Source organism: Alphaproteobacteria bacterium (assembly GCA_040905865.1).
Taxonomy (GTDB): Bacteria; Pseudomonadota; Alphaproteobacteria; order UBA8366.
The window spans coordinates 1-13,222 of record JBBDQU010000065.1; the positions used below are offsets into that span (position 1 = coordinate 1).

At 64.0% G+C, this 13,222-nt stretch carries 16 protein-coding genes; 6 read left to right on the forward strand and 10 right to left on the reverse strand.

Annotated features, from left to right (window positions below; translation table 11 throughout):
- Nucleotides 1–299: 299 nt before the first annotated feature.
- The 4 genes from WD767_14110 (at nt 300) to WD767_14125 (ending at nt 3,830) form a co-directional block, all read left to right on the forward strand.
- Nucleotides 300–1,697, forward strand: coding sequence for an SLC13 family permease (locus tag WD767_14110; GenBank protein MEX2617226.1), 1,398 nt, complete (start codon nt 300–302; stop codon nt 1,695–1,697).
- 101 nt (nt 1,698–1,798) lie between these two features.
- A complete protein-coding gene (locus WD767_14115; GenBank protein MEX2617227.1) occupies nt 1,799–2,689 on the forward strand; it encodes a TauD/TfdA family dioxygenase in 891 nt (296 codons plus the stop codon).
- Nucleotides 2,690–2,772: 83 nt separating this feature from the next.
- The gene (locus tag WD767_14120; protein ID MEX2617228.1) at nt 2,773–3,627 is read left to right on the forward strand and encodes a TauD/TfdA family dioxygenase; all 855 of its coding nucleotides are present in this window, start codon (nt 2,773–2,775) and stop codon (nt 3,625–3,627) included.
- 35 nt (nt 3,628–3,662) lie between these two features.
- Complete coding sequence (locus WD767_14125) at nt 3,663–3,830, forward strand: hypothetical protein (GenBank protein MEX2617229.1); 168 nt, start codon at nt 3,663–3,665, stop codon at nt 3,828–3,830.
- Here the strand turns inward: WD767_14125 and WD767_14130 are convergent.
- From WD767_14130 to WD767_14175, 10 genes are all read right to left on the reverse strand, one after another.
- Nucleotides 3,803–4,381, reverse strand: coding sequence for a TetR family transcriptional regulator C-terminal domain-containing protein (locus WD767_14130; protein MEX2617230.1), 579 nt, complete (start codon nt 4,379–4,381; stop codon nt 3,803–3,805). The genes WD767_14125 and WD767_14130 overlap by 28 nt on opposite strands.
- Nucleotides 4,382–4,458: 77 nt before the next feature.
- Nucleotides 4,459–4,824 (reverse strand): cupin domain-containing protein, encoded by a 366-nt coding sequence (locus WD767_14135; protein ID MEX2617231.1) that lies wholly within the window; start codon nt 4,822–4,824, stop codon nt 4,459–4,461.
- Nucleotides 4,825–5,212: 388 nt separating this feature from the next.
- A complete protein-coding gene (locus WD767_14140; protein ID MEX2617232.1) occupies nt 5,213–5,419 on the reverse strand; it encodes a hypothetical protein in 207 nt (68 codons plus the stop codon).
- Between the two features lie 128 nt (nt 5,420–5,547).
- Nucleotides 5,548–6,468: a glucose-1-phosphate thymidylyltransferase RfbA gene (gene rfbA, locus WD767_14145; protein MEX2617233.1), complete on the reverse strand. Its 921-nt coding sequence runs from the start codon at nt 6,466–6,468 to the stop codon at nt 5,548–5,550.
- Nucleotides 6,469–6,479: 11 nt separating this feature from the next.
- On the reverse strand, nt 6,480–7,547 hold the full coding sequence (gene rfbB, locus WD767_14150; protein ID MEX2617234.1) for a dTDP-glucose 4,6-dehydratase: 1,068 nt from the start codon (nt 7,545–7,547) through the stop codon (nt 6,480–6,482).
- Between the two features lie 150 nt (nt 7,548–7,697).
- Nucleotides 7,698–8,558: a TonB family protein gene (locus WD767_14155; protein ID MEX2617235.1), complete on the reverse strand. Its 861-nt coding sequence runs from the start codon at nt 8,556–8,558 to the stop codon at nt 7,698–7,700.
- The gene (locus WD767_14160) at nt 8,555–8,965 is read right to left on the reverse strand and encodes a biopolymer transporter ExbD (GenBank protein MEX2617236.1); all 411 of its coding nucleotides are present in this window, start codon (nt 8,963–8,965) and stop codon (nt 8,555–8,557) included. The genes WD767_14155 and WD767_14160 overlap by 4 nt, the downstream gene beginning before the upstream one ends.
- A 7-nt stretch (nt 8,966–8,972) precedes the next feature.
- Nucleotides 8,973–9,404 (reverse strand): biopolymer transporter ExbD, encoded by a 432-nt coding sequence (locus tag WD767_14165; GenBank protein ID MEX2617237.1) that lies wholly within the window; start codon nt 9,402–9,404, stop codon nt 8,973–8,975.
- Nucleotides 9,358–10,128, reverse strand: coding sequence for a MotA/TolQ/ExbB proton channel family protein (locus WD767_14170; GenBank protein MEX2617238.1), 771 nt, complete (start codon nt 10,126–10,128; stop codon nt 9,358–9,360). Before WD767_14170 ends, WD767_14165 begins: the two co-directional genes overlap by 47 nt.
- 29 nt (nt 10,129–10,157) lie before the next feature.
- A complete protein-coding gene (locus WD767_14175) occupies nt 10,158–10,571 on the reverse strand; it encodes a Tat pathway signal sequence domain protein (protein MEX2617239.1) in 414 nt (137 codons plus the stop codon).
- Nucleotides 10,572–10,779: 208 nt separating this feature from the next.
- Here WD767_14175 and WD767_14180 point away from each other — a divergent pair, with 208 nt between their 5' ends.
- Nucleotides 10,780–10,995, forward strand: a complete 216-nt coding sequence (locus tag WD767_14180) for a hemin uptake protein HemP (protein ID MEX2617240.1) — start codon at nt 10,780–10,782, stop codon at nt 10,993–10,995.
- Nucleotides 10,996–11,118: 123 nt separating this feature from the next.
- On the forward strand, nt 11,119–13,203 hold the full coding sequence (locus WD767_14185) for a TonB-dependent receptor (protein MEX2617241.1): 2,085 nt from the start codon (nt 11,119–11,121) through the stop codon (nt 13,201–13,203).
- Nucleotides 13,204–13,222: the final 19 nt, after the last annotated feature.

Below are 13,222 nucleotides of genomic sequence, written 5' to 3' on the forward strand. Positions count from 1 at the left end.
GCCTGCTCTCAAGCGGATAGGGGCCGTAACATTGCGTTTTTCCGCAGCCTGCTAGATCAGGTCGTGTTCGTTTGGAATCGCCTCTGGCGATCCAACCAAACCTGTGAAGGTGCTATAGCGCCGCCAGGGATAGGGCCGGACGCCATTCGCGGTGGTTTCCTTTCGCCGGGGTTTCATTGTATGAGACTGTCTTGCCGGCGGGGACGGCAGTGACGCGTGCTTCCGTTTCCGTCGGGACCTGCTTGCAAACGCGCGACGGGCCCGTAAACAGGCGGCGGAAGACCGCCGGGATATGACGAATGAGCGGCGACGGCGCGAAGCGGCCAGTACCAGAAATCATTGCGGCTTGCGCCGTCGCGCTGGGGCTCGCCCTGCTGGTGCTGCCGGTATTCGAAGGCATACCGCAGGCGGCCCGCCAGGCGCTGGGCCTTGTCATCATCAGCGCGTCGCTCTGGGCGACGGAGGTGGTTCCCGCCCACCTGGCCAGTTTCATATTCTTCTTTCTGGCGCTCGTCGTCGCCGGTCAGCCCGCGCCGGTGGTGTTCTCGGGCTTCCATTCCGGCGCCACCTGGCTGATTTTCGGCGGAATCGTGCTGGGCCATGCGATCAACAGCACGGGCCTGGGCGCCCGCTTCGCCGAGGGGCTGATCGCCCGCCGCGAAAGCGGCTATTCGGGGCTGGTGATCGGCATCGGGCTGGTGGCGTTCCTGCTGTCCTTCGTCATGCCGTCGGCGATGGGGCGGGTCGTCCTGCTGACGCCGATCGTCGGCGCGCTGTGCGACAAGCTGGGATATGGCGCGGAAAGCCGGGGCCGCGCCGGGCTGGTGCTGACGATGATCTTCGCCACCGCCCTGCCGCCCAGCGCGATCCTGCCGGCAACCGTGCCGAATGTCATCCTCAGCGGCGCGGCGGAAAGCATTCACGGGGTCGTCTTTCGCTACGGCGAATTCCTGCTGCTGCACATGACCGTGTTCGGGTCGCTGACGCTGCTTCTCGTGCTCGTCCTCGGGCTGACCCTGTTCCGCGAGGCCCCGCCCGTCCGCCTGGTGCCGGAAGTGCGCGGCCCCGTGACCGGCGTTGAAAAACGGCTGATGGCGGTGCTGGCGCTGACCCTGCTGTTCTGGACGACTGACAGCCTGCACGGGGTGGCGCCGGCCTGGGTGGCGCTGGGCGCCGCGGTCGTCTGCCTGTTGCCCGTGGTGCGGCTCGTACCGCCCTCGGCGATGATACATAAGGTCAATTACGGCCCCTGGTTCTTCGTCGCCGGAATTGTCGGCATGGGGGCGGTCGTATCCCATAGCGGTCTGGCGGGATATCTGGGCGAATATCTGATCCGGTCGATCGGGATTGCGCCGCAACAGGACGCCTATAATTTCTTCGCGATGATCCTGACCGGCGGCATCCTGTCGCTGGGGGTCAATTACGCGGGCGTTCCCGCCATCCTGACGCCGCTGATGGGCGATCTTGCGGTGGCGGCCGGGTGGCCGCTGGAAACCATGCTGATGACCCAGGTCGCCAGCTTCTTCTTCATCCTGCTGCCCTACCAGATCGCGCCGGTCTTCACGGGCATGCTGCTGGCCGGCATTCCGCAGCGTTACGGTATCCGGATGTGCCTGATCTTCACGGTAATCCACCTGCTGGTCGTGTCGCCGCTGAATTTCCTGTGGTGGCGCTGGCTGGGGGTGTTTTCCGCGTAAACCATCCGTCGACAAGGCGACGGCATGCCGCCCGTCTTGCGCGATATGGCGAATGCTGCTTCACTTCCGTCACGGGAACGAAGTCGGGAGGAGTAACGAACATGACGCTGACCATCAGGAAACTGGGCGAGCATCTGGGTGCGGAAGTGTCGGGCGCGGACCTGACGACGGTGACGGACGACGCCGTGATAGACGAAATCAGGGCCGCGCTTGACGAACATTCCGTGCTGGTGTTCCGCGATCAACGGTTCGAGGACAACACGCAAACGGCGTTCAGCAGCCGTTTCGGCGCGCTGGAGCGGATGCTGTACAAGGCGGAGGGCGATGGCGGCATTCCCATCTCGAATATTTCCAATGTGGACTACAACACGGGGCAGATTTACCCGCCGGGCCATCGGCGCCTGAAGTCGAATACCGGCAACGAGATGTGGCACACCGACAGCTCCTTCAAGCCGGTGCCGGCCTATTGCTCGATGCTGTCGGGCCGGGAAGTACCGCCGGTCGGCGCCGACACGGAGTTCGCGACCTGCCGCGGCGCCTATGACGCCCTGCCGGAAGCGGAACGCCTGCGGCTGGACGGGCTGGTCGCGGAGCATAATTTCGCCTATTCGCGCAGCAAGGTGCCGGGCTATACGCCGCCGGCCGAGACACTGGCGGAGGTGCCGCCGGTCCGTCACGCGGTGGTGCGCACGAATCCGGCGACCGGCCGGAAGAATTTCTACACCGGCGCCCACGCCTCGCACATAATCGGCTGGCCGGTGGAAAAGGGCCGCAAGCTTCTGGAAGACCTGGTTGCCCAGGCGACCCGTCCGGAATTCGTCTATGTGCATAAATGGCGGCAGTTCGATTTCGTGATCTGGGACAATCGCTGCGTCCTGCATCGCGGCACGCCTTATGACAGCGCGAAGTACCGCCGTGTGATGCGCCGGACCACCGTTGCGGGCGCCGGACCCACGGTCAGCGAAGCCGGTGAGGCGCTCGCCGTCGCATAGGTGCGCCGGCGTCCTGTGACCTTGCGCCCGCCTCCGATAGCTGCTTCATTCCGGTTCTGGCGGCGCAACCCGGGAGACTGGACATGCAGTTGGATACACAACAGTTGGAAATACGGCCCCTGTCGGACCATACCGGCGCGGAGGTGCGGGGGATCGACCTGTCGCGCCCCGTGGATGGGGAAACCCGCGCGCGCCTCAACCGGGCCTTTGTCGATCATTCGGTTCTGGTGATCCGCAAACAGACGCTGACGGCGCCGCAATTGCTGACCGGCGTGCAACTGTTCGGCGACGTCTTCCATCAGCATAATACCCGCTTCGCGCTGCCGGAATGTCCCGAAATTCACTACCTGTCGAACCAGGACCGGTACGACGACGGCAAGCGTTATATTCCCGGCGCGGGCTATCATACCGACCATTCCAACGCCGCCATGCCGCCGAAGGCGACGATCCTGCTGGCGATCAAGCTGCCGGATTCCGGCGGCGACACCCAGTATGTGAATATGCATCGCGCCTATGAGGATCTGCCGGATGATATCAGGAAACGGATCGCGAACCTGAAGGGTATCCATGTCTATCAGAGCAAGCACAGCGAGCGGAAGCTGACGGGGCTGCCGCCGGAGGCGAAGGGCCGGGTGCCCGAATTCGTCCGCCACCCCATCGTGCGCACCCATCCGGAAACCGGCCGGAAGTCGCTTTACCTGAATCCCATCCGCATCGAATCCATCGAAGGCATGGGCGAGGCGGAGGCGCTGACGCTGCTCGACGAACTGCTGGCGCATGCGACGCAGGAAAAATACCAGTACCGGCATCGCTGGCAGCCGGGCGACATGGTCATGTGGGATAATCGCTGCCTGCTGCACAAGGCCAACGGCGACTATGACCACAGCCAGGTCCGCTATATGTACCGGGTGATGTTGCAGGGCGATACGCCGTATTAGATCGGCGCGGCGCGGTTCGGTTCAATACGGTCGGTATGCCGCCGCTCATCGACGGCGTCTCTGTTGGCGCGTTGATCGCCGACAAGGCTTTCGACAGCAACGCCATCATCGCCGGCCTCAACGAGCGCGGCGCCGGGATCGTCATCTTCCAGCATCCGCGTCGCGCCATGCGCGCCTATCTCGCAGCGACCGCAGAGAAATAGAAGTCGAGCATGGAATCAAGCGGTGCCGGGTCGCGGCGTAGACGGCTGCGCAGAGCCGCGCCCTCCCAGCAATTAACCAAGAGGTCCGCCATGCTGCACGGATCGACGTCCGCCGGCAGGCCACCACTGGCTTGCGCTTCCTGCATGCAGGAAGCGATGCGCCCGGCAATGGTGTCGAGACACGCCTCGATTTTTTCCTGGAAGACGGGATTCACGCCTGAGAGTTCCTGACCGAGTCCCCCTAGCATGCATCCGAGATAGCCGTCCTCACGATACTTGTCGCGCGTCGACTCAAAGAACTTGCGAACACGGTCGAGCGGCAGGAGCGAACGATCGCCGAGCGAAGCGTCTAGCCCTTTGTGAACCTCATCCATGTAGCGATCGATAACCTGCAGGGCGAAACCCTCCTTGCTGGCGAAGTGATGATAGAACGATCCCTTCGGCATGTTGGTTTCCTTGAGCACAGCCTGGATGCCGAGATCGTTGTAGCCATGGCGCAGGAGCATGGTCAGCCCTATAACAAGCATGCGCTCCTTGGTGGAATTGTTCATTCGTATGAGACCCGTAATCTTTTGCAATCGCAGATTGACCGCCGGGTAACCAAGTTCAATGCCAGGCGCGCACGGCGTCAGTGCTGGTGTTCGGGCGGTGCGAAAAGGACCAGTTCCACACGATCGTCGCCTTCGACATAGGCGTCGTGACCTGGCGGTATCTCGAAAAAGTCGCCGGGCGCGATTGTCGTGCTCGTTCCGGTGTCGAGCATGCGAACGACCAGGGTGCCGGAAATGCAGTAGCCCGTGTGATGCATCGGGCATGAATCCGGATTGCCGAGCAGAGGCTTCTCATCCTTTTCCCAAGTCCAGCCTGGTTCAAACACCGCATGCAAGCCGGTCGCTCCGGTCCCCATCTTGACGATGGCTATGCCGCCGCATTCCTTCATGTCGAGTAGCTGGTCGGGCTGTTCAAAGCGCCGGGTCTCGATTGTCGTGCTCATGATGTCGTTTCCTTCCTTCCGTCCATCGGCAAAATTGCCCGGACGCAACAGCTGTTGCATTTATTAGACCGACCGGTCTAATTGCAGGTTCGCACGGGACCGGGTTTGCGTCAATCCATGCGCTTGAGAGGCAGCTTTCTTTTCCATGGCGAGGCGGGCTTTACCGGTGTCGAAATAGAGCGTGTCGCGGCGCCGGTCCGTCCGGCTTCAGTTCAGGCATGCCTGCAATTCGAGAAGAAAATTTTGGGGCCTTGCCCGTCTCGCGCCGGATATGCATCGCAATGCGCGCGGCCAAAACCAATCAGAGCCTGAAGGCCATAATCTATCTCGCAGCAGCCGTGATAAACTCGCGATGAATCTCGACAGCCCAAGGCTGGCGCGGTTCGGTTCAGTCGGAGATCATGGTCAGCGCGGCCTTGCGGTCGCCGGGTTTCAGCCGCAGGAACAGCGTGCGGGCCTTCTTGATGTCCTTGTCGGCGCCGCTTTCGGCGGCGGCCGCGAGGGCCAGGGTTGTCGCATGATCCGGCCCGCAGATGAATGCCAGGGCCTTTGCCAGTCGGCCCATGGCGGCGGCGTCGGTTTTCATGTCGTCCATACAGGTTTCCTCCGGATTTTCAGGACTGTACAGCGCAGCGGTCAAATTGCTGGCCTGCGGCGGGACACTATCGCACATCAGGTTTGAAGGGAACCGCGACAGGTTCCGTTCAAACCTGCGAATCTGATCTACCCCGGCTGGACGGGCCCGTCACCGACAGGCGTTTTCGGTTCCTGCAGCAGCAGGTTCCGCAGATAGGCGCCGTAACCGGATTTATCCATCGGCCCGGCCAGGCGGTCCAGCTGGGCGTCGTCGATGAAACCCCGCCGCCATGCCACTTCCTCGACACAGCCGATCTTCTGGCCCTGCCGGGCTTCGATGACCTGAACGAACTGACCTGCTTCCATCAGCGACTGGTGCGTACCCGTATCCAGCCAGGCGGCGCCCCGGCCCAGCACTTCGACCGTGAGTTTCTCCTGCCGCAGGTACATCCGGTTAAGATCCGTGATCTCGAGCTCGCCCCGGCCGGACGGTTTCAGCGAACGGGCCATGTCGACCACATTCCCGTCGTAAAAATACAGCCCGGTGACCGCGTAGCGCGATTTCGGCCGCGCCGGCTTTTCCTCGATTTCATATGCCTTGCCCGTCGTGTCGAAGCTGACGACGCCGTACCGCTCCGGGTCGGCGACGGCGTAGGCGAAGACAGTCGCCCCGTGATCCCGGGTCCCGGCGCGTTCCAGCCTTTCGCTCAGCGCGTAGCTGAAGAAGATATTGTCGCCGAGGATCAGCGCGACCGGATCGCCGCCGATCCAGCCCTCGTCCAGCAGGAAGGCCTGCGCCAGGCCGCCGGGCGACGGTTGTTCGGCATAGGCGATACTCATGCCCCACTGGCTGCCGTCGCCCAGCAGCCGACGGAAGGCCGGGTTGTCCCGCGGCGTGGTGATGACAAGGATGTCGCGGATGCCTGCCAGCATCAGGGTCGACAGCGGATAATATATCATCGGCTTGTCGAATACCGGCAGCAGCTGCTTGCTCGTTGCGACGGTAACCGGAAACAGCCGGCTGCCGGATCCGCCCGCCAGAATAATGCCTTTCTCGGTGCGCGCCATGATACCGGTCCCTAATCCATTCCTCGTCTGTCGCTCAGGCCGCGGCGGCCGATTTCGCCGCCGTTCAGGACGGCTTCGGTCCAGTCGGTGTTTTCCAGATACCAGCGCACGGTCTTCCCGAGTCCCGTCTCGAATGTCTCAACCGGGCGCCAGCCCAGTTCCGCTGTGATTTTCGAAGCATCCATGGCGTAGCGCAGGTCATGGCCCGGCCTGTCGGTTACCAGCCGGATCAGCCTTTCATGGGGGCAGGCGGGCGAATCCGGCCGCATTTCATCCAGCAACGCGCATACGGTCCGCGCGATGGCGATATTCGTCCGTTCGCTGTCGCCGCCGATATTGTATGTCTCCCCGACACGGCCCCTGTCCAGTACGAGGCGCAACGCCGCCGCGTGATCCTCCACATACAGCCAGTCCCGCACGTTTTCGCCGGTGCCGTATATCGGCAGCGACCTGCCGGCCACGGCGTTGTTGACCAGAACCGGAATCAGCTTTTCCGGATACTGGTACGGGCCGTAATTGTTCGAGCAACTGGTGATCAGGCAGGGCAGGCCGAAGCTGCGCTGCCACGCCCTGACCAGGTGATCGGCGGCGGCCTTGGTCGCGGCATAGGGCGAACCGGGCCTGTAGGAGGATGTTTCCGTAAAGCGGCCCTCCGGTCCCAATTCGCCGAAAACCTCATCGGTGGAGACATGCAGGAAACGGAAGCCGTCCCGGGCCGCGCCCGTCAATCCGCCATAATAGCCCCGCGCGGCCTCCAGCATGTTGCAGGTGCCGGTCACGTTGGTTTCCAGAAAGGCGCGCGGGCCGTCGATGGAGCGGTCGACATGGCTTTCGGCCGCCAGATGGATGACGCCGTCGGGCTGAAATTCGGCGAATGCGCGGGCGACGGCGTCGAAGTTCCGGATATCCGCTTTCAGGAAATGATGGCGGGGATTGTCGCTGACGGACGCGATATTCGACAGGCTGCCGGCATAGGTCAGGGCGTCCAGGTTCAGGACACGCGCGTCCGTCTGCCGGATCAGCTGGCGCACCACCGCCGACCCGATGAAGCCGGCGCCGCCGGTAACGATTATTCGCACGCCTCGTACTCCTGCCGGTTCCTGCAATCCCGCAATCCCGGTCATTCCCGGGCGGCGCGACGCAGAAGGGTACCATCCTCCCGATTTATAGCGGACACGGAGCCAATCCGGCGATTTTGTTTGGCGGCAACCGGAAAAAAGCTGCCGACCCTACCGCAGATAGAACTGCACGGGGACAACCAGCCGGATGCGGTCGCCGGCGACTTCGGGCGGCGGCGGCGGCAGGGGTTCCGCGCGGCGGATCAGGGCGCGGGCCTCGTCGTCGAGCGCCGCATGCCCGGAACTCTGCCGCAGGGCCGCGGTGTGAATACGGCCGTCCCGGTCCATCTCGAAATACATCAGCGCCGTTCCCTGCTGCCTGTGCCGGCGGGCCAGCCGTGGATATTCCTTGTGCTTCTGCAGCCAGGCCAGCAGGTAGGACATGTAATCCGCCGAAGCGCCGGGCGTGCCGCCGCCGGCCGTGCTGTCCGCGTCGCCCGCGTCGGGTCGGTCCTGGATCCCTGATTTTCCGGCGGCGCCGGCGACGGACGGGGTTTCCCTGGCGCGCTGCTCGCGAACCGGTTCAGCGGCGGCGACGGCTTCCGGTGCGGATACGGCTTCGACCGCAGGCGGCGCACGGCGCGGGGGTTCCGGCGGCTTCGGTTTCTGCTGCGGCCGGGGCGGCGGGGCGATGGCCCGCACCTCGGCAATCGCGACCGGCGGCGCCGGGGCGACATCGACGGATTCGGCGACCGGTTCCGGCGGCGCGGGTTCGATAACGGTTTCAGGGGGCGATTCCACACGGGCTTCCTCGGGCTCCACGACGGGTGTTTCCGGGGTTTCGGCAACGGGATTTGCCGTATCGCCGGGGGCGCCGCCCGCCGGTCCCAGGGAAACCTCCACACCGCCCAGCCCCATCGCCTTTGCGCCATCGGGCGGCGGCGCCCACAGGACCGAAATTGCGAATCCGGCATGAAGCGCCGTCGCAATTGCGGCCGCCGCCGCAAGCTGCCGTCCCGTAACGCCGCTCATGGAACTTTCGGCGTTGTGAGAAGGGAGAGCGTCTCGACGCCGGCTTCGCGCAGCAGTTCCATCACCGCGACAACCCGGACCGCCGGCGCGCCGCCATCCGCCTTCAGCCGGATGCGCGGATTGGCGTCGCCGGCGCCGCCCAGCCGCGCCGCGACATCGGCGCCGAGCGCGGCGTCGTCGAGGATTTTCCCGTCCAGCGCCAGCTGTCCATCCGCGCCGACCAGCACCAGCATCTCCGGCGATTCGGCCGTCGCCTCGCTGGCCGATTGCGCCGGCGCCACGTTGAACGGGTCCGATGCGGCAAGCCGTCCCGCCAGCATGAAGAAAATCAGCAGCAGGAAAACGATATTGATCAGCGGCAGAATGCGTTCTTCATCCTTGCGGGGGCGGGGTGACGCGAAATGCATGGGGCGCCTACCGTACCGGCTTTCGGATCAGCGACAGGTCGCGCACGCCGGCCGCGGTGAGCGCGTCCAGAATCGCCACCGCATCCTGCAGCACGATGCCCCTGTCGGGCCGGACGACAACTTTCCGGTCCGGCTTCGTCCGCAACCCGTCGCTGACCTGCGCCACGAGTTCCCGGAGGCTGACCGACCGGCCCGCGAGGCGCAGCCCGTCGGGCCGGATGTCGACCAGTATTGTACCTTCCATCGTTGCCGCCGCCGCGGCCCTGCCGGGCGCGTTGAGGCCGATGGCGCGCCAGTCCAGAAAGGACGACGCCAGCATGAAGAAGACCAGCAGGATGAAGACGACATCGATCAGCGGCGTCAGGCTGATCGGCGAGCGCCGCCGCCTTCCCCTATTCGCCAGTCGCAGCGACGGCGGCGCGGATGCGGACGGTGTCATGGGTCCGGGATTCCCTGTGCGGGGTCAGGGGGGCGAGGGCGTCCTCCGAGAGGTCCTCGGTGAATACCTGCGTGACGATGCTGTCGAATTCGAAGGCGATCCGATCGACCCGTCGCTCCAGCCAGTTCAGCGCCGCGACGGTGGGGATCGCCACCGCCAGCCCGACCGCGGTCGTCAGCAGCGCCTCCCAGATACCGCCCGACAGGATCGACGGATCGACGCGGTTGCCGGCCTCGGAAAGTTTCCGGAACGCCTCGATCATGCCCAGCACCGTGCCGAACAGGCCGAGCAGCGGCGCCAGCGAGGCGATGACCTCCAGCGGCCGGAAAAGCCCGCGCAGGTCTTCCAGCATGTCGCCGCCGCAGCGCAGCAGTTCCTCGCGCAGCCTGGCGTCGGCGACGCCGCGCTGCTGGCCCCGGATCGCCTGGCCCAGCAGGACCGCCACCGGGTTGGCCGCGCCGCGCAGCAGCAGCAGGGCCTGGCCGGCGCGGCCCGATTTGAACAGGTCCAGCGCCTTGCGCGCGGTCTTGCGGTCGCCCAATCGCGTCACGTGGAACTGCCACAGCTTGGCCAGGATGATCGCGAGCGCCGCTACCGACATCGCCAGAAGGATCGCCACGACCGGACCGCCGGACGCGAGCAGTTCCGACAGGCGGCCAAAGAGGCTGTCCAGGGCGCCGGGCGCGGCAGGGATCGATTGGTCGGCATTGTCCAGGTTGTTCATCAAAGGCTGCTTTCGTTCGGTCCGTTCGATTATTTTATGAAGGGCGCGGTTGTCCGCGACGCGGTTTCCACCAGGTCCAGACAGTCATGGCGCGGCCCCGCCGCGCCGTGGCAATCCAGAATGTCGTTCAGCAACATGCGGCTGATGCCGTCACAGGGCTGGTCGGCGATATCGAAGACCTTCAGGCTGGTCTTGCCGGCCGGCAGCGGCGCCGCCTCGACCGCAATGCGGCGGGAAACCACGCCATCGGTGTCGAACATCACCAGGTCCAGCTTCAGCGACTCGAATCCCGCGCCCGCATCGTTCCGCATCATCAGATATGCCCGGCACGACGATCCGTTCGCTTCCAGCTTGTTCAGTTCGATCGTGACCGCCGGTCCATCGGCAAGCGCCGGCGGCGATACCAGCCCCATCGCCAGAACGAGCAACACTAAGCGCAACATCAATTACCTTCTCAAATTAGCGTCCTTGCGCGGCGCGTGGCCGTGCGCCACAGGCGACATGTTATTTATAATGATTCGCATTATCAATAAATTAATTCATACGCCGGCCGCGTTTCCCGAATGTCAGGCTATCCCTTCGCAGTTGCTTTCAATTTAGTTGCAATTGATTATCAATAACGATATTAATGCCGAATTGCCGGGGCGGGCGATGGCGCACCGTCCCGGCGAACCGCGCAATGGAAAATCCGTGACGGACAACGAACCGAGAAGCCGCGACCAAATGAAGACTCCTGAAAAGCAGCCCGTACGGGTCCTGCGCAGCGCCGATCTGCTGGCCAACGGCAGGGAGGTGGTGATCGACCATGGTGGCGAGCATTACCTTTTGCGATGCACCAGCAACGGAAAACTGATCCTGACGAAATAGTCCCGAACGGAGCGTCCGTGATGCGTGCGCTTCCCGATAAACAGAACGCCCAGCCAGCCACCCACCCCTTTGCGGTTTCGGCAGCCAGCCCGGACATAAATCTCGCAGCGAGAGGGTGGAACGATGAATCCGATTACAAGGGTGGCCCTACCGGCCATGGTCATGACCGTCGCCGGCAGCCTGGCGTCCGCGCAGGAGGCGAATCCGGACGGTACCGGTGCGGAACTGCACTACGTCCCGCCCGTATCGGTGACGGCGACCCGGAATGCGGTTGAGGCGTTTGAATATCCGGGCATGGTGACGGTTCGCGATCGCCGCGACATCCAGGACCGGCAGGCGACGTCGCCGGACGATATCCTGCGCACTGTTCCCGGCGTCGATTTCTTCGGCGGCCCGCGGCGGACCGGCGAGGTTCCCAGCATCCGCGGCTTTTCCGGCCCGGATGTGATCCTGCTGCTGGATGGCGCGCGGCAGAACTTCATCTCCGGCCATGACGGCCAGTTTTTCGTCGATCCGCTGTTCCTGCGCCGGATCGAGGTGGTGAAGGGCTCCAGTTCCGCGCTGTACGGCAGCGGCGGGACCGGCGGCGTTATCGAAATGCGGACGGTGGAGGCTATCGATCTGCTGGCCCCGGGCGGACGTTATGGCGGCGAAGTCAGCGCCGGATACCAGGGCGTGAACGAGGAATGGACCGCCGGATTTGTCGGCGCGGCAAAGCCGGGCGAGCGCTTCGAAGGGGTGGCCGGCATCACCTGGTTGACCGGCGACGATTACCGTCTTGGCGACGATTCATCGCTGGTTGCGGAAGACGATATTATCTCCGGCCTGCTCAAAGGCACGGCCAGACTCACCGAGCATCAGACGCTTGAGGCAAGCTGGCAGCGTTTCCAGAATGACGCAAAGGAGCCCAATAACGGGCAGGCGACCGGCGCCGATCTCGTCGACAAGGAGGTCCGGACCGACAATTTCCGCGTCGCCTACAAGAACAGCGACCCGACCGATCGCTGGCTCGATCTCGACGCGATCGCCTATTACGTGGACACCAATGTGCTGGAAACGCGGCTCGATAACCTGGGCGCCGGGCCGGCCGGGCAGGTCGAGGACCGGCAGTTGAGCACCATCGGCGCGCGGATCGACAACCGCACCCGCTTCGTGCACAGCGAAACCGCGCTGACAACCCTGACCTATGGCGTGGAAAGTTACCGCGACACGGGTGAGGGGACGACCGACGGCGCCGCGCGCGGCGGCGTGCCCAATGCGGAATCGACCTTCGCGGGCGTATTCATGCAGGGACAGGTCGATTTCGACGATATCCTCGGTAGCGGCGCCGGCATGTCGATCACGCCCGGCATCCGTTACGACTATTATGCCTCTGACGGCGATTCCGGCGAGATTTCCTCCGACGAGGTATCGCCAAAGATCGCGCTGCAAGTGCGGCCGGTCGAGCCCGTGTCGCTGTTCGCCAGCTACGCCAATGCCTTCCGCGCGCCGAACCTGAACGAACTGTTTCCCAGCGGCACGCATTTCGTCATTCCCGGTTTCGGCGTCAACAGTTTCATCCCGAATACGGCTCTGCAGCCGCAGTCCACCAGGACGTTCGAAGCCGGCGCGGGGCTGAAATTCGACGATGTCGTGACCCGCCGCGATCATTTCCAGATCAAGGGCTCGCATTACTGGATCGACGGCGAAAACTTCATCGACACCCAGGTGATCCAGCCCGCGCCGCCGGCCTGTTTTCCGCCGAACTGCAACGGCACGACGCAAAGCGTGAATGTCGCCAATGCAAATCTCGACGGTTACGAGATCGAGGCCAGCTACGAAAACGCCTCGCTGCTGTTCGAAACCGGCTATTCGCGGATCGACGGCGACAATGAGGCGACCGGCGCGCCGCTCGGCGTTCTGCAGCCGGACAAGTTCACGATGCATTTCGCCTACAAGATTCCGGAAACCGGCCTGCGGCTCGGCTGGCGCTACCTGCATGCCAGCAGGTTCGACAATACGGCGGACCCGGCTCTGGTTCGCGATGCCTATGACCTGAACGATGTCTACGCCAGCTGGCACGCGTCGAAAGACAGTCCGGTGACCGGACTGGGCGTCCTGGTCGGCGTCGATAACGTATTCGACCGCGCCTATACGCGCACCGCAAGCGGCGCCCTGGAACCCGGCCGGAACCTGAAGGCGACCGTCCGCTATGCGATCAAAATGTAGCCCGACAGTGAACAGAGGA